The sequence below is a fragment of the Pseudarthrobacter quantipunctorum genome, assembly GCF_045291495.1.
Classification (GTDB): Bacteria; Actinomycetota; Actinomycetes; order Actinomycetales; family Micrococcaceae; genus Arthrobacter; species Arthrobacter quantipunctorum.
The window spans coordinates 1,421,774-1,441,599 of the sequence record NZ_CP148033.1; the positions used below are offsets into that span (position 1 = coordinate 1,421,774).

18 protein-coding genes and 1 riboswitch are annotated in these 19,826 nt (G+C 65.1%); of the genes, 7 read left to right on the forward strand and 11 right to left on the reverse strand.

Going from position 1 to position 19,826, the window contains the following annotated elements:
* Window positions 1–85 precede the first annotated feature (85 nt).
* From WHH00_RS06520 to WHH00_RS06540, 5 genes are all read right to left on the reverse strand, one after another.
* Window positions 86–1,543, reverse strand: a complete 1,458-nt coding sequence (locus WHH00_RS06520; protein WP_406637480.1) for an aminotransferase class V-fold PLP-dependent enzyme — start codon at window positions 1,541–1,543, stop codon at window positions 86–88.
* A 34-nt stretch (window positions 1,544–1,577) separates the two neighbouring features.
* Window positions 1,578–1,691: riboswitch (SAM riboswitch) on the reverse strand.
* Window positions 1,692–1,851: 160 nt separating this feature from the next.
* On the reverse strand, window positions 1,852–2,664 hold the full coding sequence (gene hisN, locus WHH00_RS06525; protein ID WP_231455085.1) for a histidinol-phosphatase: 813 nt from the start codon (window positions 2,662–2,664) through the stop codon (window positions 1,852–1,854).
* A gap of 47 nt (window positions 2,665–2,711) precedes the next feature.
* The gene (rsgA, locus tag WHH00_RS06530) at window positions 2,712–3,827 is read right to left on the reverse strand and encodes a ribosome small subunit-dependent GTPase A (protein WP_406637483.1); all 1,116 of its coding nucleotides are present in this window, start codon (window positions 3,825–3,827) and stop codon (window positions 2,712–2,714) included.
* Window positions 3,811–5,199 carry a 3-phosphoshikimate 1-carboxyvinyltransferase gene (gene aroA / locus WHH00_RS06535; protein ID WP_406637485.1) on the reverse strand — a complete coding sequence of 463 codons (1,389 nt, stop codon included), beginning with the start codon at window positions 5,197–5,199 and terminating at the stop codon, window positions 3,811–3,813. The genes rsgA and aroA overlap by 17 nt, the downstream gene beginning before the upstream one ends.
* Before the next feature lie 6 nt (window positions 5,200–5,205).
* Window positions 5,206–5,754: a DoxX family protein gene (locus WHH00_RS06540; protein WP_406637487.1), complete on the reverse strand. Its 549-nt coding sequence runs from the start codon at window positions 5,752–5,754 to the stop codon at window positions 5,206–5,208.
* A 271-nt stretch (window positions 5,755–6,025) separates the two neighbouring features.
* Between WHH00_RS06540 and WHH00_RS06545 the strand changes: the two genes are divergently transcribed.
* Complete coding sequence (locus WHH00_RS06545) at window positions 6,026–6,865, forward strand: sigma-70 family RNA polymerase sigma factor (protein ID WP_406637489.1); 840 nt, start codon at window positions 6,026–6,028, stop codon at window positions 6,863–6,865.
* On the forward strand, window positions 6,862–7,122 hold the full coding sequence (gene rsrA / locus WHH00_RS06550) for a mycothiol system anti-sigma-R factor (RefSeq protein WP_406637491.1): 261 nt from the start codon (window positions 6,862–6,864) through the stop codon (window positions 7,120–7,122). Before WHH00_RS06545 ends, rsrA begins: the two co-directional genes overlap by 4 nt.
* 108 nt (window positions 7,123–7,230) lie before the next feature.
* Here rsrA and WHH00_RS06555 read toward each other — a convergent pair whose 3' ends face one another.
* From WHH00_RS06555 to WHH00_RS06575, 5 genes are all read right to left on the reverse strand, one after another.
* Window positions 7,231–7,305 (reverse strand): 50S ribosomal protein bL37, encoded by a 75-nt coding sequence (locus WHH00_RS06555; protein ID WP_369299106.1) that lies wholly within the window; start codon window positions 7,303–7,305, stop codon window positions 7,231–7,233.
* A gap of 126 nt (window positions 7,306–7,431) precedes the next feature.
* Window positions 7,432–8,043 (reverse strand): PadR family transcriptional regulator, encoded by a 612-nt coding sequence (locus WHH00_RS06560; protein ID WP_406637493.1) that lies wholly within the window; start codon window positions 8,041–8,043, stop codon window positions 7,432–7,434.
* The gene (locus WHH00_RS06565; RefSeq protein WP_406637495.1) at window positions 8,043–8,870 is read right to left on the reverse strand and encodes a DUF4097 family beta strand repeat-containing protein; all 828 of its coding nucleotides are present in this window, start codon (window positions 8,868–8,870) and stop codon (window positions 8,043–8,045) included. The genes WHH00_RS06560 and WHH00_RS06565 overlap by 1 nt, the downstream gene beginning before the upstream one ends.
* Window positions 8,871–8,954: 84 nt before the next feature.
* Window positions 8,955–9,554, reverse strand: coding sequence for a GDSL-type esterase/lipase family protein (locus tag WHH00_RS06570; protein WP_231455096.1), 600 nt, complete (start codon window positions 9,552–9,554; stop codon window positions 8,955–8,957).
* A 188-nt stretch (window positions 9,555–9,742) separates the two neighbouring features.
* Window positions 9,743–13,537 (reverse strand): multifunctional oxoglutarate decarboxylase/oxoglutarate dehydrogenase thiamine pyrophosphate-binding subunit/dihydrolipoyllysine-residue succinyltransferase subunit, encoded by a 3,795-nt coding sequence (locus tag WHH00_RS06575; RefSeq protein WP_406637497.1) that lies wholly within the window; start codon window positions 13,535–13,537, stop codon window positions 9,743–9,745.
* Between the two features lie 550 nt (window positions 13,538–14,087).
* On the opposite strand from WHH00_RS06575, the gene WHH00_RS06580 reads away from it, so the two are divergent.
* The 5 genes from WHH00_RS06580 to WHH00_RS06600 all read left to right on the forward strand — a co-directional run bounded on the left by WHH00_RS06580 (window position 14,088) and on the right by WHH00_RS06600 (window position 19,348).
* The gene (locus WHH00_RS06580; RefSeq protein ID WP_406637499.1) at window positions 14,088–15,476 is read left to right on the forward strand and encodes a hemolysin family protein; all 1,389 of its coding nucleotides are present in this window, start codon (window positions 14,088–14,090) and stop codon (window positions 15,474–15,476) included.
* Window positions 15,473–16,543, forward strand: coding sequence for a hemolysin family protein (locus tag WHH00_RS06585; protein ID WP_406637501.1), 1,071 nt, complete (start codon window positions 15,473–15,475; stop codon window positions 16,541–16,543). The genes WHH00_RS06580 and WHH00_RS06585 overlap by 4 nt, the downstream gene beginning before the upstream one ends.
* Window positions 16,544–16,671: 128 nt before the next feature.
* A complete protein-coding gene (locus WHH00_RS06590; RefSeq protein ID WP_406637503.1) occupies window positions 16,672–17,658 on the forward strand; it encodes a metal ABC transporter solute-binding protein, Zn/Mn family in 987 nt (328 codons plus the stop codon).
* Window positions 17,655–18,470, forward strand: a complete 816-nt coding sequence (locus tag WHH00_RS06595; RefSeq protein WP_231455075.1) for a metal ABC transporter ATP-binding protein — start codon at window positions 17,655–17,657, stop codon at window positions 18,468–18,470. Before WHH00_RS06590 ends, WHH00_RS06595 begins: the two co-directional genes overlap by 4 nt.
* Complete coding sequence (locus WHH00_RS06600) at window positions 18,470–19,348, forward strand: metal ABC transporter permease (protein ID WP_231455074.1); 879 nt, start codon at window positions 18,470–18,472, stop codon at window positions 19,346–19,348. Before WHH00_RS06595 ends, WHH00_RS06600 begins: the two co-directional genes overlap by 1 nt.
* Here the strand turns inward: WHH00_RS06600 and WHH00_RS06605 are convergent.
* Entirely contained in the window at window positions 19,345–19,809 is a 465-nt protein-coding gene (locus WHH00_RS06605; protein WP_406637506.1) for a Fur family transcriptional regulator, read from the reverse strand. The two genes, WHH00_RS06600 and WHH00_RS06605, sit on opposite strands and share 4 nt — an antisense overlap.
* Window positions 19,810–19,826 lie beyond the last annotated feature (17 nt).

A 19,826-nucleotide genomic window follows, 5' to 3' on the forward strand; every position in this document is an offset into this window, starting at 1 on the left:
GGCCTCCTTCATCCGGTACTTTTAGTGTCCTCCGAATTTACCGCATGAGCTGCAGCAGGGCGGCGGCCGACAGGCCGGCCCCAGGTCAGTCGTCGAGGCAGGGCGCGGCGCCGGCTGTTCCCGGGGTGTTGGGCGCCCAATGGGGGTATGTACGGTTGTCATTGGCGGGAACCCAGCGGCCCGCGTCCACCACATAGTCCCAGCCCAGGCCCTTGCTCCGAAGGTCCCGGATGCCCGCCAGCAGCCGCTCGGCATCTTCCAGCCTTGAGCCGACGCCGAAGCTGGCTCGAAGGGAACCGGACGGAAGTCCCAGCCGCTTCAGCAGCGGGTGCGCGCAGAACCGGCCGTCGCGCAGGCCCACCCCGTGTTCGGCCGACAGGTAAGCGGCCACCAGGCCGGCGTCGTATCCTTCCACGGAGAAGTTGACCACGCCGATCGTGTCGGTGTCCGGGTTGGTGTCCTTGAAGATCTGGTGGACGGTCACGCCGTCGATCTCCTGCAGGCCGTCCACCAGGAATGAACGGATGGCGGATTCGTGGGCGTGCCAGCGGTCCTGGTCCAGCTCCGCGATGACCTGGGTCGCCCGGGCCAGCGTCGCCGCACCGAGCACGTTGGGTGATCCGCCCTCGTGGCGGGCCGGACCGGTTGCCCAGCTGACGCCGTCGAGCCTTGCTTCCTTGACGGCGCCTCCGCCTGCGAGGTGCGGTGTGCCGGCGTCGAGCCAGTCCGGCCGGCCAACCAGCACGCCGGCACCAAAGGGTGCGTACAGCTTGTGGCCCGAGAAGGCGAGGTAGTCGACGTCGTCCGTGGTGATGTTGACGCGCCGGTGCGGCGCCAGCTGGGCCGCGTCCACAGCGATCCGTGCGCCGTGCTCGTGCGCCAGCGCGGCAAGGGCGCGGATGGGGAGGATTTCGCCGGTGACGTTGGAAGCCCCGGTCACGGCGAGCAGGCTCACGCTGCCCTGCTGCAGCTCCGCACGGACGGCGTCAATGGTTCCGGCAATGGTGTCCGCTGCCACGATGCTGCGGTGGGGGACGCCCTGCCACGGAAGCAGGTTGGCATGGTGCTCGATGTCGAGGTACAGGACGTCGCCGTCCGGCCGTCCGTCGGTGGCCGGCAGACAGCCCGCCAGCAGGTTCAGGGAGTCTGTGGTGTTCCGGGTGAAGATTACCGAATCGTCCGGACGGCCGCCCACGAAGTCGCGGACGATCGCACGGGCATTTTCATACACCGAGGTGCTGATCTGGGAGGCGTAGCCTGCACCGCGGTGGACGCTCGCGTAGAAGGGCAGGATCTCGTTGAGGTAGGCCGACACCACCGAGAGGGCGGGAGCGGACGCGCCATAATCCAGGTTGGCGTACCGGACGTGGCCGCCGTGGATCAGGGGAGCCAGGATTTCGGCACCGCTGACGGCCGCGAGCGGACGGCCGGCGGCGGCCCGGCGCTGGTCGAAGAGCGCTGATGATTCCGGCGGAACGGCCTGATGCCGGACAGCGGCTTGGGGGGAGACAGCGGCTTGGGGGGAGACGGTGGCAGTTGTCACAGAGACCTCACTTCAAAACAGGACTCCGTGCAGGAATCCGCGCTTGCCGCATCCCTTCCGGACCGGCCTGGTCGTCACCCGGGGCACCCCACCGCGAATGGAGGGTTGCCGGCCAGCAAACCGGGGTTTTGCGCTGGCACTCGTGACCTGCTTAAGAGCGTAGAACATGGGCCGCGAAGGTTAAAAGCCCGCAGGAATGTTAAGGGCTTTGTTACGCGCGGTTGAAAAGGAGCGGTTGAATCGAAGATCACGACGGCGGACGCCTCCTTTCGGGGGCGTCCGCCGTCGATTATTTCGTGATCCGTGGACTAGAGGAGGTCGTCCAGATTCGGATTCAGGCGCCGCAGCACCTCGGAGTGGAGGATGGAATTCGTGGCCAGGGCGTTCCCGCCGAACGGACCGTCCTCGCCCTCCAGCGAGGTAAAGCGGCCCCCCGCTTCCACCACAATGGGCACCAGCGCGGCCATGTCGTAGAGATTCAGTTCAGGTTCACAGGCGATGTCCACCGAACCTTCGGCCACCATGCAGTAGGACCAGAAGTCGCCAAAGGCCCGGGTCCGCCACACGTCCTCGGTGAGCCCTAGAAATTCGTCAAGGTTTCCACGTTCCTTCCAGCCGCCAAGGCTCGAGTAAGAGAGGGAAGCATCGGACAGGCTGGACACATTGGACACCCGAAGGCGGGTTGCGGCGGCGAGCGAACGCCCCATATAGGCTCCCATGCCCTTGGCGGCCCACCAGCGCTTGCCAAGGGCAGGCGCGCTGACCACGCCCACCACCGGTTCGCCTTCATCCACCAGGGCGATCAGGGTGGCCCAGACCGGGACGCCCCGGACGAAGTTCTTGGTGCCGTCAATGGGGTCGATAATCCACCGCCGCGACCCATGCCCCGTGCTGCCGAACTCCTCACCGAGGACGGCATCGCGGGGACGGGAGCGGGAGAGCTGGCCGCGGATGGCTTCCTCGGCTGCCTTGTCCGCATCGGTGACGGGCGTCAGGTCCGGCTTGGTCTCAATGTGGAGGTCCTGGGCCTTGAAGCGGCTCATGGTCTGGTCATCCACGGAATCGGCCAGGACATGGGCCAGGCGCAGGTCATCGTTGTAGCTCGAAGCGGGTTGGATCATGGTTCCAAACTACCGTCTGCGCGCCGTTCTGCCGGGAAGCGGGCCCGTCAGGTGACGCTGCCCAGTTCCTTGGCCTCCTGGGCTTCCATCCTCGGGTCCGTGCCGAGGAGGCGCCGCAGGGACCCCAGCCTCGCTGCTCCGGTGGGGCCGGCATGCCCCGCACCCACCCATGCGTCCAGCCCGCAGTTGACCGCGGTGGCGGTGTGCTTGCACCCGCGCTCACAGTCGTCTATGCCGGGGGAGAGGTCCGGGAAGGAACGGAGGATCCGGTCGGGGTCCACGTGCGCCAGGCCAAAGGAGCGGATGCCGGGGGTGTCGATGATCCAGCTTCCGGACGGCGCGTCCGCGAGCTTCAGTGCAAGGGCCGACGACGACGTGTGCCGCCCGCGGCCCGTCACGGCGTTCACTCCACCGGTAGCCCGTTCCGCCCCAGTCAGCGCGTTGACCATGGTTGACTTGCCAACGCCGGAATGCCCAAGCATGACGGTGACCTTGCCGTCCAGGTGGCCGCGCATCTCGGCGACGGCGGAGAGGTCGAGTCGCGCGGACAGGCCGTCATCGGAACGGGCGTCAATGCCGGAAGCGCTGGCATCGGCGGTCCGGCTGATGATCACGGGAAAGTCCAGATGGGTGTAGTTGGACAGCAGCTCCGCAGGGTCTTTAACGTCCGCTTTCGTGACCAGCAGGATCGGATCGATGCCGGCGTCGTACGCTGCCACCAGGGCACGGTCGATAAAGCCGGTCCGTGGTTCAGGGTTGGCTGCTGCCACCACAATCACCAGCTGGTCGGCATTGGCCACCACTGCCCTTTCAACGGGGTCCGTGTCGTCGGCGCTGCGCCGCAGCAGGGTCTTGCGGTCCTGGATCTTCACCAGGCGCGCCAGGGTGTCCGGCTCCCCGGAGACGTCGCCGACCAGCGAGACGAAGTCTCCTGCGACTACCGGGTTCCGGCGGAGTTCCCGGGCCCGGGCAGCAATGACTATCCTTTCGTTGCCCGAGTCCTCTCCCACTACGGCGGTGTACCTGCCCCGGTCGACGGTGATGATGCGCCCCGTAACGGCGTCGTCATGGCTGGGCCTGTCCTTGGTGCGGGGCCGGGAGCCCTTCTTGCTGGGCCGGATCCGGACGTCCGATTCATCCCAGGAGTCAGTGCTCCGCGCCACCGCTGGAACCTTCCGACGCCGTTTCGGCAGGGCCGTTCTGCGCCAGCATGCCTGTCCACAGCCGGGGGAAATCCGGCATGGTCTTGGCCGTGGTGCCGATGTCCTCCACCTGGACGCCCTCCACAGCCAGGCCAAGGATGGCCCCCGCGGTGGCCATGCGGTGGTCGGCGTAGCTGTGGACGACGCCGGCATGCAGCTTTGCGGGCCGGATCACCAGTCCATCGCTGGTTTCCTCTGCGTCACCGCCCAGGCGGTTGATCTCTGTGACAAGCGCGGCCAGCCGGTCTGTCTCGTGTCCCCGCAGGTGTGCGATGCCGGTGAGCCGGGAGGGGCCGGTGGCCAGCGCGCACAGGGCGGCCACGGTGGGCGCGAGTTCGCTGGTGTCCGCGAATTCTCCGCCCTTGATGTGGGGGCCGCCGGTGACCGTGAGGACGCCGCCGTGCAGGGTCACCTCGGCGCCCATGGCGGCCAGGATGCTGCGCCAGAGGTCACCGACCTGCTGCGTTTCGTCCGGCCAGCCGGGGATCCGTACCGTTCCGCGGGAGGCCAATGCCGCTGCCAGGAAGGGGCCGGCGTTGGACAGGTCCTGCTCGATCCGCTGGTCGAAGGCGCGGATGGGGCCGGGGCTGACCACCCAGTGGTTGGGCACCGAGTCATCAACGGCAACCCCGGCGCCGCGCAGGACCGCCACGGTCATGTTGATGTGGTCCAGGCTGGGCACCGGCTTGCCCACGTGTTCCAGGTGCAGGCCCTCGGTGAATCTTGCGCCCACCAGGAGCAGCGCCGAGACGAACTGGGACGACGCGCTGGCATCGATGACCAGGTGGCCGCCGCGGACCTCACCGGTGCCCTCCACCACGAAAGGCAGGGACGACGGCGTGCCGCCCTCTTCTGCGGAAACGGCGACGCCAAGCGCAGAGAGCGCTTCGATGATCGTTCCCATCGGCCGTTTGCGGGCGTGGGGGTCGCCGTCGAACACGCTTTCGCCATTCCGCAGCGCGGCCAGCGGCGGAACGAACCGCATAACCGTACCCGCAAGCCCGCAGTCGATCCTCGTGAGGGATGATGCAGCATCCGGGTCCAGCGGAACCACTTCCAGGTCGGGCCCGAAGGCGCCGTCCCCGGGAACCTCCGTAATGGTGGCTCCCAACTGCCGGAGTGCCTCGATCATGAGCGCTGAGTCCCTCGAATGCAGGGGTGCGCGGAGGCGGGACGGCCCGTCGGCCAAAGCGGCAAGAACCAGGTACCTGTTGGTCAGGGACTTGGAACCGGGAACCGTGACGGTGGCGTCGACGGGCCGGGATGCGAAGGGTGCGGGCCAGTGGGGAACATGCATTCCGGAGTCATCCCGGACATCGGCTGCTGCGGTCATGCGTTGTTATGCCCCCGTGGCCTGTTCAACAGCGCGCCGTACAACCTTGTCTGCCTTGTGGAGCTTCTTGTTGGTGGTCTTGCGTGCGTCCGCTGCCAGGTGCGAGGCGCCCCTGCGGGCGTCTGCCGCCAGGTGTTCCGCCCGCCAGGCCAGGCCCGGCTTGCCGGCTGTGTCAACGGATGCCAGCAGGGCGCCGCCGCTCAGGGACAGGTTCTTGAGCAGCTGGTTACGGCGGTTCTCCCGCCCTTCCTTGGTGCTGATATCTGCGCTGCGCCACTCAACAAAGGTGTTGAGCAGGGAGATCACCGTGAGCAGCGTGGCCGACAACCTGGAGAATTTGCCCAGTCCGAAAAGCACGCCGGCGCCCACCTGTGTTCCGCCGATGACGCGGGCCAGGGTTTTCTCGTCTGACTTGAAGGGCAGGGACGCGGCCGCCTTGCGAAGCAGCGGGGAAAGCTGCTGCGCCGTGTCATCGGCGTTCTTGAGCTTATCCACTCCGGCGATGACAAAACTGGAGGCCAGCATGGGGCGGGCGAGCGTGCGGAAAAAGGACATGGATTTCCTCCTGGATGGACGAACCGCGTCGAAAGCGGCGGAGTCCGTTCTAGTCTTGCACTTTTGGGGAATATTTGCCGAAGGCATGAGGTTATTCATGACGCATCCGGAATGCGCTGCCGCAGGGAAATCATGGGCTACAGCATGCAATTGCCGGCCGAAAAAGCTCCGGATGCAGATAGCCAGATGCAGATGCAGGACGGACAAGCAGAGCGGAGTTGTGCCCTTGGCACGGGTGTTGGACGGAATTGAAACAGCAGGCCCGGTGGCTATGGACTCATTCGAGGCTGAACCCCCGAGCTATGGCTCGCCGCGTGCGCGCAGCCTCCCAGTAGACTTGAAGGCAATGAGTACCCTGGATCCGGCCGTCGCGGCCATGTATGAGGCTTCCCAAAGCGAAGCGAAGAGCAGCGCAGCAGCTGGTCCTGGGGCTGCGGGCTCCGCCGCTGTCCCGGCGCCTGCCGAATCCGGCGGGGACCTGGTGGATGTTTCCACCGAGTCGGTGGAAGAACGCCGCCTGAGGTTTGAACGCGATGCTATGCAGTATGTCGATCAGCTGTACTCGGCGGCAATGCGCATGGCCAGGAACCCCTCTGACGCCGAAGACCTCGTCCAGGAGGCTTACACCAAGGCTTTCTCTGCGTTCCACCAGTACCGGCCCGGGACCAACCTCAAGGCCTGGCTGTACCGCATCCTGACAAACACGTACATCAATTTGTACCGAAAGCGGCAGCGCGAACCGCTCCAGTCCAATTCGGACACCATCGAGGACTGGCAGTTGGCGCGGGCCGAGTCGCACACCTCCAGCGGACTCCGCTCCGCCGAGGCAGAGGCGTTGGACCACCTTCCGGATTCCGACGTCAAAAGGGCACTCCAGGACATTCCGGAGGAATTCCGCCTTGCGGTCTACTTCGCGGATGTGGAGGGGTTCGCCTACAAGGAAATTTCAGAAATCATGAACACGCCCATCGGTACGGTGATGTCCCGGCTCCACCGCGGCCGGAGGATGCTGCGGGACATGCTGGGGGAGTACGCCGCAGAGCGCGGGTTCAAGACGGCCGCTGATCCACAGGACGCGGCAGGAAGCACACAACAGGAGAGCAGGAAATGAGCGACTGCCAGGGATTGGGCGACTGCGACGACAGCCGGATGCAACGCATTTACGAGTACCTCGACGGTGCCCTGACCCGCGAGGACATCACGGAAATCAAGAACCACCTTGATGACTGCCCGGAATGCACGGAGCAGTACGACCTTGAGTGCGTCATCCGCAACATGGTTAGACGCTCCTGCACCGAGGCTGCTCCGGAGAACCTGAAGAACGCCATCCTGGACCGGATCCATACCATCAGGCCGGTGGACGCCTAGAACAGCGCCAGGGCGTTGCGGGCGCCCTTAGCCCGCTGACAACAAAGGACCCCGGAAGCCATGTGGCTTCCGGGGTCCTTTGTTTGAACCGTAGTTCCTGGCATGTGCCTAGGTGTTGGGGCGCTTCCCGTGGTTCGCGCCGCCACGCTTACGGTCACGACGCTTGCGTGCACGCTTGCTCATAGCTGGCCTCCTTAAATGTTGGTACTCAAAAGAGCTGCCCTCAAGTCTCCCACATCAAGGGGCAGCCCGCGAACCAGGAACCGCCGGATGACCTGCGTATTGAGGCCGGCCGGGTGACTGTGGGGGCTAGGAATTGAGCGAGTTGCGGATAGAGATGCCGGCCTGTTCCAGCACCGTCCTGACAGTTTCCAGCGCAAGGGGACTGAGCGGCTGCCTGCCCGCCTGCAGCCGAAGCTCGGCCCGAAGGTCATCCCGGAATTGCTGCAGCATCATTTCGGCTTCCTTGAGCGACCGCTGGCTTTCCGCCGGCAGCCGTCCGGGAACCCTGAAATCCGTGGACAGTGCGGTAGCCCGGGCCGCCTCAGCAGTGGCGGCAAGATCAGCGCGCAGCCCCCTCATGTTGCTGCGGATGTCCTCCCGCAGGCTGTCCGCGAGCCGGCGGACCGAGGCTGAGATCTCGCTCTCCACGCCTGCCAGCTCATCGCGGCGGCGGTTGAGCTCGGCCAGCCCGGAGGCGGTGATGCGGTAGTTCGTGCGGCGGCCGGCGGATTCCGTGGCCACCAGGCCTTCCTCCTCAAGTTTGCCCAGCCGGGGGTAGATGGTGCCGGCGCTGGGGGAGTACGTTCCGCCGAACCGCTCCTTGAGCGCCTTGATGAGTTCGTAGCCGTGTTTGGGGCCGGACTCAAGAAGTGCCAAAAGGTACAACCGGAGCGCGCCGTGCGCAAAGACCGGTGCCATCAGGTCCCTGCTTCTGCAGATCCTGCCACGGTCCTGTGGAATATCGAGGTTTTTCCGGATACCGAGTTGGTACGTACCAGCATGAGCTGGCCGTCAGGGCCCGCGATGGTCTCCACCTTGCCGCCGACCACCGTGTACCGCTGGTCACCAATCACCACCGCACCGCTGGCGGACTTGGCCACGATGTCCACCCCTACGTCATGGGGCAGCCGGATGGTGAGGTCTCCCGAAACCGAGTTCGCCCCGAAATCATGGGTAAAGCCCAGGAGGTCGAAACTCATGTCCCCGCTGACGGTGTTCGCCCGGATATTGCTGAGGCGCCCGGACGCCGTCACTTCGCCGGAGACGCTTTTGGCTGTCAGGACGCCCGTATGGTTGCGGACTGATACTTCCCCGCTGACGGTCTGGACGTGCAGTTCCCCACTTGTGGTGTCCGCCATGACTGACCCGGATACCGTGTTGAGGCGGATGTTCCCGGTTACCCCGGACACCAGCCCGTCGCCGCTGACCGTGCCGGCCTCAAGGCTGACGTGCGCGGGAACGGCGATGCTGATGACGGCGGAGTTTTCGCTGTTGTGGTTAACAGTCCCCATCAGGTTCTTGAACCAGCCCTGGGGGCCGTGCAGCTGGTGGCGGACTTCGAGCCTGCCGCCGCTGAGGGACACGGCCACAGGATCGCCATGCACATCCGAGATCTCAAGCCGGGTGACGGGCTCCTGGTGCATGACGACGTCGAAACGTCCCTGCACCATTCCAAGCTTCACGGACGTCACGCCGTCCACGTCTATGGTCTGGGGACTGGTGACAGTCCACTCTTGATCGGTCACGGGCCCTCCAGGCGATATATCGTGTTGACCCTCCCCAACGTACCCCCCGCCGCAGGGAAGGGTCAAGATATATCGCGAGAGGCGTTACTCCGGAGCGTCCATGCCGAGCCACTGGAACCAGCCGCGGTGCAGCACCAGCCAGGCCATGAGTCCGTAGCCTGCCTGCCCGGGGGTGCCGCCCTGGGCTGCCAGGTCCTGGCGCCACTGTTCATGGTTCAGCAGCGGGGAGAAGGTGTCCACGTACAGGTGCTTGCGCCGGGTGGTGACGTCGGCGAAGGCCGTGTTGAGTTCATCAAGCCGCCTGTTCTGCGCGGGGTCCAGAGTGGGCGGCGGGCCCACGACGAACACTTCGATACGGTTCTGTGACGCCGAATCCAGGATGTTCGCCAGGTTAAGCCGGCTGCGCGCGGTGGAGAGCCCGAACTCGATGTCGCGTCCGGAAAGCCCGATTACCAGGCGGTTCTCCGTCTGGTTGCTGAAGCGCCGGCCGGCCTCGTCAAGCCAGCGCGCGGCCAGGCCTTCCGTTCCTTCCTCCGGGCAGGGGAGGGCGTAGCTTTCGAGGAGCATGCTGTCCCGGGGAGTGCGGGCCAGCACACGGCCCAGCCAGCCGAGGGCCCGGGGATCGCCCAGTCCGGCCAGCAGTTCATCTCCTACAGCTGCAATCCGCAGCTTCCTGTCTTCCACGCGTTCCTCTTTACGTCGGTGCGGTGCCGCCGCCGTGGAACCTGGTTCCGGCCACGGGGTTGGGCTGTGCATGCGATTGGGGCTTGTCATTCAGCGCTCTGTATTTCCATCAGCGCTGTGAACTCCATTAAACAGAACCGCCCGGCCGGAGTCTGGGATTTCGACGTCCGGCCGGGCAGCCTTAGTGCTTACTTCCGTGCAAATGCCTGCTTCAGGAGGACATCCTGCTCAGCGGCGTGCCGTTTCATGGACCCTGCGGCAGTGGATGCCGACGCCGGACGCGAAACCAGCCGGATATTGCGCTCCAGGGCGCCCGGCAGGTTCAGGCCAATAAACGGCCACGGCCCCTGGTTGGCAGGCTCATCCTGGGCCCAGACAACTTCTGCGTTCGGGTACTTGGCAAGTTCCTTTGCGATTTCCTCGTGCGGCAGCGGGTAGAGCTGCTCCACGCGGATGATCGCGGTGGTCTTGTCGTCCGTCTTCTGCCGCGTGGACAGGAGGTCGTAGTACAGGCGGCCGGAGACCAGGAGGACTCGTTCGACGGCGTCTCCCGCCAGCTGCTCGTGTTCGCCGATGACAGGGCGGAAGCTGCCGGTGGTGAAGTCCTCCACCGACGATGCGGCGGCCTTGAGGCGCAGCAGCTGCTTGGGCGTGAAGATGATGAGCGGCTTGCGCGGCCGGTTGTACGCCTGGCGGCGCAGCAGGTGGAAGTGCGAGGCCGCCGTGGTGGGGTTGGCCACGATCATGTTCTCTTCGGCACACAGCTGCAGGAACCGCTCGATCCTTGCGGAGGAGTGGTCCGGGCCCTGGCCCTCGTAGCCGTGCGGCAGCATGAGGACCAGCGAGGACCGCTGTCCCCACTTCTGCTCTGCTGAGGAAATGAACTCGTCGATGATGGTCTGTGCACCGTTGACGAAGTCGCCGAACTGCGCCTCCCACAGGACCAGCGCATCCGGCCGCTCCACGGAGTAGCCGTACTCGAAGCCCATGGCCGCATATTCCGAAAGCAGGGAGTCGTAGATCCACAGCTTTGCCTGGTCGTCGGAAAGGTTGCTCAGGGGCAGCCACTCCTTGCCGTTGGCGCGGTCGTGGAACACGGCGTGGCGCTGCACGAACGTGCCGCGGCGGGAATCCTGCCCCGCCAGGCGTACGGGTACACCCTCCATGATGAGTGAACCAAAGGCTGCGATCTCACCGAAGCCCCAGTCGATGCCGCCCTCGCGGGACATCTGCTCACGCTTCTCGAGCAGCTGCTTGAGCTTGGCGTGCACGGTGAAGCCCTCGGGAATTTCCACGTGGGCCTTGCCGATCCGCGCCAGGGTATCCGCGGAAATGGCCGTCGAAACGGGTGCGCTGGTGCCGGAGTCGGACTGCTGGGCGTGGGGACGCTCGATGTCCGAGACGGCGGCAGTGTCCGCCGTAACGATCGGGATGGGGGACGTCTGGGCCGCGTGCGTTTCGGCGAAGACGCGTTCCAGCCTCTCCTGGTAGTCGCGGAGCAGCTGCTCGGCTTCTTCCTCGGTGATGTCTCCGCGGCCGATCAGGGACTCGGTGTAGAGCTTGCGGACGGACCGCTTGGCTTCGATGAGGTTGTACATCAGCGGCTGCGTCATCGAGGGGTCGTCGCCCTCGTTGTGCCCGCGGCGCCGGTAGCAGACCATGTCGATGACGACGTCCTTGTGGAACCGCTGCCGGAACTCGTAAGCGAGCTGGCCGATGCGGACCACTGCCTCGGGATCATCGCCGTTGACGTGGAACACAGGTGCCTGGATCATCTTGGCAACGTCCGTGGAGTACGTGGACGAGCGGGATGATGACGGGGCCGTGGTGAATCCGACCTGGTTGTTGACAACAACGTGGATGGTTCCACCGGTGCGGTAGCCGCGGAGCTGGGACAGGTTGAGCGTTTCAGAAACAACGCCCTGGCCGGCGAACGCCGCGTCACCATGGACCATGATGGGCAGGACCGGGAAGGACTCGCCCTGGTCCAGGCGGTCCTGCTTGGCGCGGACAATGCCCTCAAGAACGGGGTCCACGGCTTCAAGGTGGGACGGGTTGGCGGCGAGGTAGACCTTGGTTTCCTTGCCGTTGTCCGAGGTAAAGGTCCCCTCGGTGCCCAGGTGGTACTTGACGTCGCCGGATCCCTGCACGGAGCGGGGGTCCTGGGTGCCTTCGAATTCGCGGAAGACCTGCGCGTAAGTCTTCCCGGCAATGTTGGTGAGCACGTTCAGGCGGCCGCGGTGGGCCATGCCGATGGCTACCTCGTCCAGGCCGTCGTCGGCGGCGTCGGACATGATGGCGTCGAGCAGCGGAATCAGGGATTCGCCGCCCTCCAGGGAGAAGCGCTTCTGGCCGACGAACTTGGTCTGCAGGAAGGTTTCGAAGGCCTCGGCGGCGTTCAGCTTGGAAACGATGCGCAGCTGCTCTTCGCGGCTGGGCTTGGAGTAGGGGTGCTCCAGCTGGTCCTGGAACCACTTGCGCTCGGCAGGCTCCTGGATGTGCATGTATTCGATGCCGGTAGTGCGGCAGTACGCATCGCGCAGGACGCCCAGGATGTCGCGGAACTTAAGCATGGGCTTGCCGCCGAAGCCGCCGGTGGGCCACTCGCGGTCCAGGTCCCAGAGCGTCAGGCCGTACGTGAGGACGTCGAGGTCAGGGTGCTTCCGCTGGACGTATTCCAGCGGATCGGTATCCGCCATCAGGTGCCCGCGGACGCGGTAGGAGTGGATCAGCTGCTGGATCCGTGCCACCTTGTTGATTTCGTCGGCCGGGTCCACCTGCTTGTCGGCGCTCCAGCGCACAGGCTCGTACGGGATGCGGAGCGACTCGAAGATTTCGTCGTAGAAGTTCTGTGCGCCGAGCAGCAGCTGGTGGACAAGCTTGAGGAACTCGCCGCTGCCGGCACCCTGGATCACGCGGTGATCGTAGGTGGAGGTCAGGGTGAGGACCTTGCTGATCGCGTTCTGGGCGATGATCTTTTCGCTGGCGCCCTGGAATTCGGCGGGGTAGTCGAGGGCGCCGACGCCGATGATGGCAGCCTGGCCCTTGGACAGGCGGGGCACCGAGTGGACGGTGCCGATGCCGCCGGGGTTGGTCAGCGAGACGGTGGTGCCCTGGTGGTCCTCTGCCGTCAGCTTGCCGTTACGGGCGCGCTTGATCAGGTCTTCGTAGGTGTGCCAGAACTCGGAGAAGTTGAGGGTTTCGGCCTTCTTGATGTTCGGCACCATGAGCAGGCGGGTGCCGTCCGGCTTGGGCATGTCGATGGCAATGCCGAAGTTGACGTGGGCCGGCTGGACCGCAACGGGCTTGCCGTCCACTTCGTCGTAGTTCACGTTCATGGAAGGGAACTGGGAGAGCGCGCGGATGACGGCGTAGCCGATCAGGTGCGTGAAGGAAACCTTGCCGCCGCGGGCGCGGGCCAGGTTCGAGTTGATGACCACGCGGTTGTCGATCAGCAGCTTGGCCGGGATGGCACGGACGCTGGTGGCGGTGGGCACCTGGAGGCTGGTAACCATGTTGGTGGCAATTGCCTTTGCCGGTCCGCGGAGGACGGAGACGACGTCTTCCTCAGGAGCGGTAGGTGCCTTCACGTTCTTGGGCAGCTGCGCCGGGATGGGCTGGGAGCCGGTACCGGCCTCGGTCTTCTTGCCGCCGTCGCGGGCAACAGTGGCCGGAGCGTTCTTTGCCGACGCGGGCGCGGAGGCGGGAGGGGCCGGCGGTACCGGCGGGACGGCGGGTGCTGCCGCCGGCGACGGTGCCGGGGCTGCGTTCACTGCGGGCATTTCCCTGGTGGCGGGCCGGGCTGCGGCGTGCTCCGAATTTCCGTTGGAAGAAGAACTGCCCGACCCGAACGATTCAAACAGCGGCCACCACTTGGCATCCACGGCGTTCTTGTCCTGCTGGTACTGCTCGTACAGTTCGTCAACGAGCCACTCGTTTCCGCCAAATTCCTCTGGTAGACGGTGGCTAGGCTGCTCTGGCACTTGAAATACGCCTCTTCCATGAGTTTGATTTCTCCCCGGCCCCACGGTGCTTCAGCAACACGTTCGAACCGATCTCTGCGTCCTCTGAACCCAGACCTTTGCAAGTCTAGTGAGCATCCTGTGTTAACTGCCAATAAGGGTGACCCAAATCATGAAGTGACGCCGGGATCGCGGAATATGGCGGGAAAAGACCTCTTCCCCGCGTGTTGCGCAACGGCCGAAAGGCCGCCGTTGCGGCACCCGCCGGGGGCAGCGCCGGTGAAGCGGGCGCAGGCGCCTCCTGTAGACTGAAGCCCTTATGGACAGTAAATCTAGGTGCCGGCCTGGGGGCTGTCAGCGGAGCATGAAGAGCAGCACCGCGCAGTCCACCCGCAGAGCCGGCAAACCCCGAACACGAGCCCATCATCCGCCGGCGGCGCAGCCGGCCAGAGCCCCCGGGGAAAGAGCGCCGGTTTCCGCCGACCATCCTCCGCCGGGAAGACCCTCCAGCCTCCGCAGTTCAACTTCCTTTTTCGTGCCGCCGGCCACCGCCTTCCAGGCGGGATGCTGAATGGAATGGCTTCTCCTTGCAGCGGGCCTGCTGCTGATCGCCGGCACGGGCTTCTTTGTGGCCGTCGAGTTCTCCCTCATTGCCCTGGACCAGCCAACGGTCCAACGCGCCATTGACGACGGCGACACCGGCGCTGTTCCCCTGCTCACGTGCCTTAAATCACTGTCCACCCAGCTTTCCAGCTGCCAGCTGGGCATCACGCTCACAACGCTCCTGACCGGCTACGTGATGGAGCCATCGGTGGGACGCCTCCTGGAAGCCCCCCTGGCCGCCGTCGGACTTCCCGACGTCGCAGTAGCTTCGGTCTCCCTGGTCCTCGCCATGGTGCTTGCCACCCTGCTCTCCATGCTCCTGGGCGAACTGGTGCCCAAGAACATGGCTATTGCGCTGTCCTTCCCGGTTGGCCGGGCGCTTGCACGGCCCCAGCTGATGTTTACGGCCGTCTTCAAGCCGGCCATCGTGGTACTCAACGGGTTCTCCAACAAGGTGCTGAACGTCTTCGGACTGGAGGCGAAGGAGGAAATTTCAGGGGCCCGCACACCGGCGGAACTCGCATCGCTGGTGCGCCGTTCCGCGGCAATGGGAACGCTCGACGCCGGCACAGCCAACTTCGTGGCGCGCACCCTGAACTTTTCCACCAGGACGGCAGCGGATGTCATGACACCGCGCATCCGGGTGGAAACGATTGATGCCGACCAGCCCGTTTCGGATGTCCTCAGCGCTGCACGCCGGACCGGATACTCGCGGTTCCCGGTGATCGGGGATTCCGCGGACGACATCCGGGGGCTGGTTCACGTCAAGAAAGCTGTCGCAGTGCCGTGGGACCGCCGGCAGAACCTGGAGGCCGGTGCCATCATGACCGAGGTGCTGAGGGTCCCCGAGACAATCCACCTCGACGCCCTGCTTGCCGAACTCCGCGAGGGCAACCTCCAGCTCGCCGTCGTCCTGGACGAGTACGGCGGAACCGCCGGCATCGCCACGCTTGAGGACCTGGTGGAGGAAATCGTGGGAGAGGTTGCTGACGAGCACGACAAGGTCCGCCCAGGACTCCTGCAGAGCGCCTCCGGCGACTGGTATTTCCCGGGCCTGCTCCGCCCGGATGAGCTGTCCGAGCAGATTCCCCGGCTGAGCGTCCCTGACGAAGCCGCCTACGAAACGGTGGGCGGATACGTCATGAGCAAGCTGGGCCGGATCGCCGCAGTTGGGGACAATGTCCCCGTTGGCGGCGGCACACTGAGTGTCACCAGGATGGACGGCCGCCGCATTGACCGGATCTGTTTCCGGCCGGGTGCCGGGTCCGAAGACGCCGACCGGGCAGACAGCAACCAGCGCGATGACAAGTCCACGCGTAACGGCAGGAACCAACGCGACGACAGGGCTGAACGATGAGCGACTGGGCCGGAATCCTCTGGCTGGCTGTGCTGCTGCTCGGCAACGCCTTTTTTGTGGCCGCTGAGTTCGCGGTCATGTCCGCCCGGCGCAGCCAGATCGAGCCGCTGGCCGAGGCCGGGTCGAAGCGGGCGCAGACCACGCTTCGCGCCATGGAGAACGTGTCTCTGATGCTGGCCTGTGCCCAGCTTGGCATCACCGTGTGCTCCCTCCTGATCCTGCTGGTGGCCGAGCCGGCCATCCACCACCTGCTGGCCGTCCCGCTGGAGACGCTGGGAATGCCGAAGGAAGTTGCCGATGTGGCTGCCTTCGCGGTGGCGCTGATGCTGGTGACGTTCCTGCATGTGACCTTTGGCGAGATGGTGCCAAAAAACATCTCGGTCAGCGTGGCGGACAAGGCGGCGCTCCTGCTGGCCCCGCCGCTGATGTTCGTTGCCCGGTTGGTGCACCCGGTCATCTCGGTCCTCAACTGGTCGGCCAACCACATCCTCAAGCTCCTTCGCATCGAGCCAAAGGATGAGGTCAACTCCTCCTTCACGCTGGAGGAAGTGCAGTCCATTGTGCAGGAGTCCACCCGCCACGGACTGGTGGATGACGACGCCGGGCTCATCACCGGCGCGCTGGAGTTCTCCGAATACACGGCGGCGGACATCATGGTTCCCCTCGAGAAGCTGGTCATGCTCCGGGCGGCCACCACCCCCGTGGAGTTCGAGAAGGCAGTGAGCCGCACCGGATTCTCACGGTTCCCCATGCTTGACGAGGACGACATGCTCTACGGCTACCTCCACGTCAAGGATGTACTCTCCATCCCCGAGCAGGCCTATGAGCGGCCAATCGCCGAGAGCCGCATCCGCTCCCTGGCCAACCTGGCGCTGGACGATGAGATCGAGAAAGCAATGTCAGTCATGCAGCGCACCGGTTCCCATCTTGCAAGGGTGATCGGGCCCGATGGCAACACCAAGGGCGTCCTGTTCCTGGAAGACGTGATCGAGCAGCTCGTGGGCGAGATCCGGGATGCTACCCAGGCCACCGGCATCCGGCGGCTGGGGCAGCCGAACGGGGGCTAGCGGGGCTGTGCCCTTCCGTGCGGGAGGGCACCGCCCCCGAGCATCCGGCTTTTCTAAATAGGAATGATTCCCATTTAGTTGTAAGCTGGAGTGGTTGTTTTCGCCTTTCCCCTTCGAATGAGGTTTCCGTGCGCCGTTTCACCGCTGCCCGATCGTCCCTCGCCGCCCTCGCCGGGCTTGGCCTGCTGCTCACCGGGTGCAGCCAGCAGGCGGAACCCGCGCCGGCCGCCGCCGATGGGCTGAACATTGTGGCTTCCACCAATGTCTACGGTGACATCGCCAGGACGATCGGCGGGGACAAGGTCAGCGTTACCGCCATCATCACCAAGACCAGCCAGGACCCGCATTCCTACGAAGCCACCGCCCAGGACCGGCTTGCAGTCTCCAAAGCCGACCTTGTCCTGGAAAACGGCGGCGGCTACGACGACTTCATCCACACCCTGGCCGAAGACAGCGGCCTCGACGACGCCAAAGTGCTGAACGCCGTCGAACTTTCCGGCCTGGCCCATCCCGAAGGGGAGGAAGCCGAGGAAGCCCCGGCCACGGAAGCGGCGGCGGACGATGAGTCCTCGCACGGCCACGGTGAGTTGAACGAGCACGTCTGGTACAGCCTCCCGGCGGTGGAACGCCTGGCCGACGAAATCGCGGCAAAGCTGGGTGAGCTGGATCCTGGCTCGGCTTCGATGTTCCAGTCAAACGCCTCAGCCTTTAAGTCCAGTATTGAAGAACTGCATGGCGAACTGGACGCACTAAAGGCCGCTTCGGCGGGTACCGAGGTGGCAGTGACTGAGCCGGTGCCGCTCTACCTCCTGGCGGATGCCGGGCTGGTGAACGCCACGCCGGAGGACTACACTGCTGCGATTGAGGAAGGCTCGGACGTCCCGCCGGCAGTACTCAAGGCCGCCACGGACCTCGTGGCTTCGAAGTCGGTGCGCCTGCTGGCCTACAACAGCCAGACTGAAGGCCTGCAGACGGAGTCGCTGAAGAAAGCGGCCGAAACTGCGGGGGTTCCTGTGGTCGACTTCAGTGAAACACTGCCGGAGGGCAAGACGTACCTCCAGTGGATGACGGACAATGTGGACCACATCGCCAAGGTTCTGGAGACAAATAGTTGAAACCCGTGGTCAGCCTCACCGGTGCGTCCCTGAAGTTCGGTAAGCGGGCGCTCTGGGAGGATCTGGACCTGGACATCATGCCTGGCGAATTCTTCGCCGTGCTGGGTCCCAACGGAAGCGGTAAGACCAGTTTCCTGAAGGTCCTGCTGGGGCTGCAGGACCTCCATCAGGGGCAGGCCACGCTTGGCGGACATCCGGTGGAACGGGGCAGCAGCCTCATTGGCTACATCCCCCAGCAGAAATCGTTTGCCCCGGACACCCCCATGCGGGCCCGGGACCTGGTGGGCCTGGGCGTGGACGGCCACCGGTGGGGCCTGCGCCTGTCCCCGGGCAAGGCAAACCGCAGGATCGATGAGCTCCTCGAACTCGTAGGGGCCACGGAGTACGCGAAAGTTCCGGTAGGACAGTTGTCCGGCGGGGAGCAGCAGCGGCTGCGGGTTGCGCAGGCCCTTGCCACCGATCCGCAGATCCTGCTGTGCGATGAGCCCCTGCTTTCCCTGGACCTCCACCACCAGCAGGCGGTCAGCGCCCTGATCAACAAGCAGTGCCGTGAGCAGGACAGTGCCGTGGTTTTCGTGACGCACGAGATCAACCCCATCATCGACTACGTGGACCGGGTGCTGTACCTGGCCGGCGGCCGTTTCAAGGTGGGTACCCCCGAAGAGGTCATGACCACCGAGGTCCTTTCCGACCTTTACGGCAGCCATGTTGAGGTGATCCACGCCAACGGACGCATTGTGGTGGTGGGCCTGCCCGATGCCACCACCCATCACCATGCGCCAACGCATGTGCTGGCCGGAGAGGCAGCCTGATGGACGCGGACAGTATCCTCGGCGCCATCTTCAGCTTCGAAAACTACGGCGAGCTCCTGGTCCTGGTACAGAACTCCATCTGGGCCGGGGCCGTCCTGGGCCTCCTGGGCGGCCTGGTGGGGACCTTCGTGATGAAGCGGGACCTGGCATTTGCGGTGCACGGCATCTCTGAACTCTCCTTCGCCGGGGCCGCCTTTGCGCTGCTGATTGGCGCGGACATTGTTTTTGGATCGCTGATCGGATCCGTCACCGCGGCGCTGTTGCTGGGCCTGATGGGCGTCCGGGCCAGGGACAAGAACTCGATCATCGGCGTCATCATGCCGTTCGGGCTGGGGCTGGGGATCCTGTTCCTGTCCCTTTATGAAGGCCGGGCCGCCAACAAGTTCGGCCTGCTCACCGGACAGATCGTCTCGGTCGACACCGTCCAGCTGCAGGCGCTTGCCGGAACGGCAGTGGTGGTGATGGTGGCGCTGGCGGCCATCTGGCGGCCCCTCAATTTCGCCAGCGTGGATCCCGAACTTGCCGAGGCCCGGGGCGTTCCGGTGCGGACGCTTGCCATCGCCTTTATGGTCCTGCTGGGCGTCAGCGTGGCCCTGTCCATCCAGGTGGTGGGAGCCCTTTTGGTACTGGCACTGTTGATTACGCCGGCCGCGGCCGCACTCCGGGTGACGTCCTCGCCCGTTGCGGTGGTGCTGCTCAGTGTGGCCTTCGCTATGACGGCCACTGTGGGCGGGATCCTGCTGGCGCTGGGAGGCCGTATTCCCATCAGCCCCTACGTCACCACGTTGTCATTCCTGATCTACGTGGTGTGCCGGGTGGTTGGATCGGTGCGGGCCCGAAAGGGAATCAACGGGCGGGTCCTGGCGGGAACGGCTTAGAGGCTGCCGGCGGCCTTGCGCGCCGTGCAGTCAGGACACAGGCCAAAGATTTCCACGGTGTGCGCCACCTCTGTATATCCGTGCTCTGCTGCCGTGCGCGCCGCCCAGGTTTCCACGGCCGGAGCCTCCACTTCCACTGCCTTTCCGCAACTCCGGCACAGGAGATGGTGGTGGTGTCCCGTAACGGCACAACGGCGGTATACGGCCTCGCCGTCACCGTTGCGCAGGACGTCCACCAGGCCCTCGTCGGCGAGGGACTGGAGAATCCGGTAGGCAGTTGCCAGTGATACCGAAGCGCCCTGGTTTTGGAGGATCCGGTAGAGCTCCTGGGTGCTGACGAAATCGTCCAGTTCATCCAGGGCCGCGCTGACAGCCATGCGCTGCTTCGTGACGCGCTGCTCCTTGCCGCCGCCCGTCGCAGGGGATGACGTGGTGGAATCAGCTTTGGCGCCGACGGGCATGAAAGGACTCGCTTCCT

What these genes read in the sequence shown, in the direction of transcription:
- hisN (WP_231455085.1), bottom strand. Translation starts at nt 2,664, where the DNA reads ATGATCCAACCCGCTTCGAGCTACAACGATGACCTGCGCCTGGCCCAT.
- aroA (WP_406637485.1), bottom strand. Translation starts at nt 5,199, where the DNA reads ATGACCGCAGCAGCCGATGTCCGGGATGACTCCGGAATGCATGTTCCC.
- WHH00_RS06540 (WP_406637487.1), bottom strand. Translation starts at nt 5,754, where the DNA reads ATGTCCTTTTTCCGCACGCTCGCCCGCCCCATGCTGGCCTCCAGTTTT.
- WHH00_RS06545 (WP_406637489.1), top strand. Translation starts at nt 6,026, where the DNA reads ATGGACTCATTCGAGGCTGAACCCCCGAGCTATGGCTCGCCGCGTGCG.
- rsrA (WP_406637491.1), top strand. Translation starts at nt 6,862, where the DNA reads ATGAGCGACTGCCAGGGATTGGGCGACTGCGACGACAGCCGGATGCAA.
- WHH00_RS06560 (WP_406637493.1), bottom strand. Translation starts at nt 8,043, where the DNA reads ATGGCACCGGTCTTTGCGCACGGCGCGCTCCGGTTGTACCTTTTGGCA.
- WHH00_RS06580 (WP_406637499.1), top strand. Translation starts at nt 14,088, where the DNA reads ATGGAATGGCTTCTCCTTGCAGCGGGCCTGCTGCTGATCGCCGGCACG.
- WHH00_RS06585 (WP_406637501.1), top strand. Translation starts at nt 15,473, where the DNA reads ATGAGCGACTGGGCCGGAATCCTCTGGCTGGCTGTGCTGCTGCTCGGC.
- WHH00_RS06600 (WP_231455074.1), top strand. Translation starts at nt 18,470, where the DNA reads ATGGACGCGGACAGTATCCTCGGCGCCATCTTCAGCTTCGAAAACTAC.
- WHH00_RS06605 (WP_406637506.1), bottom strand. Translation starts at nt 19,809, where the DNA reads ATGCCCGTCGGCGCCAAAGCTGATTCCACCACGTCATCCCCTGCGACG.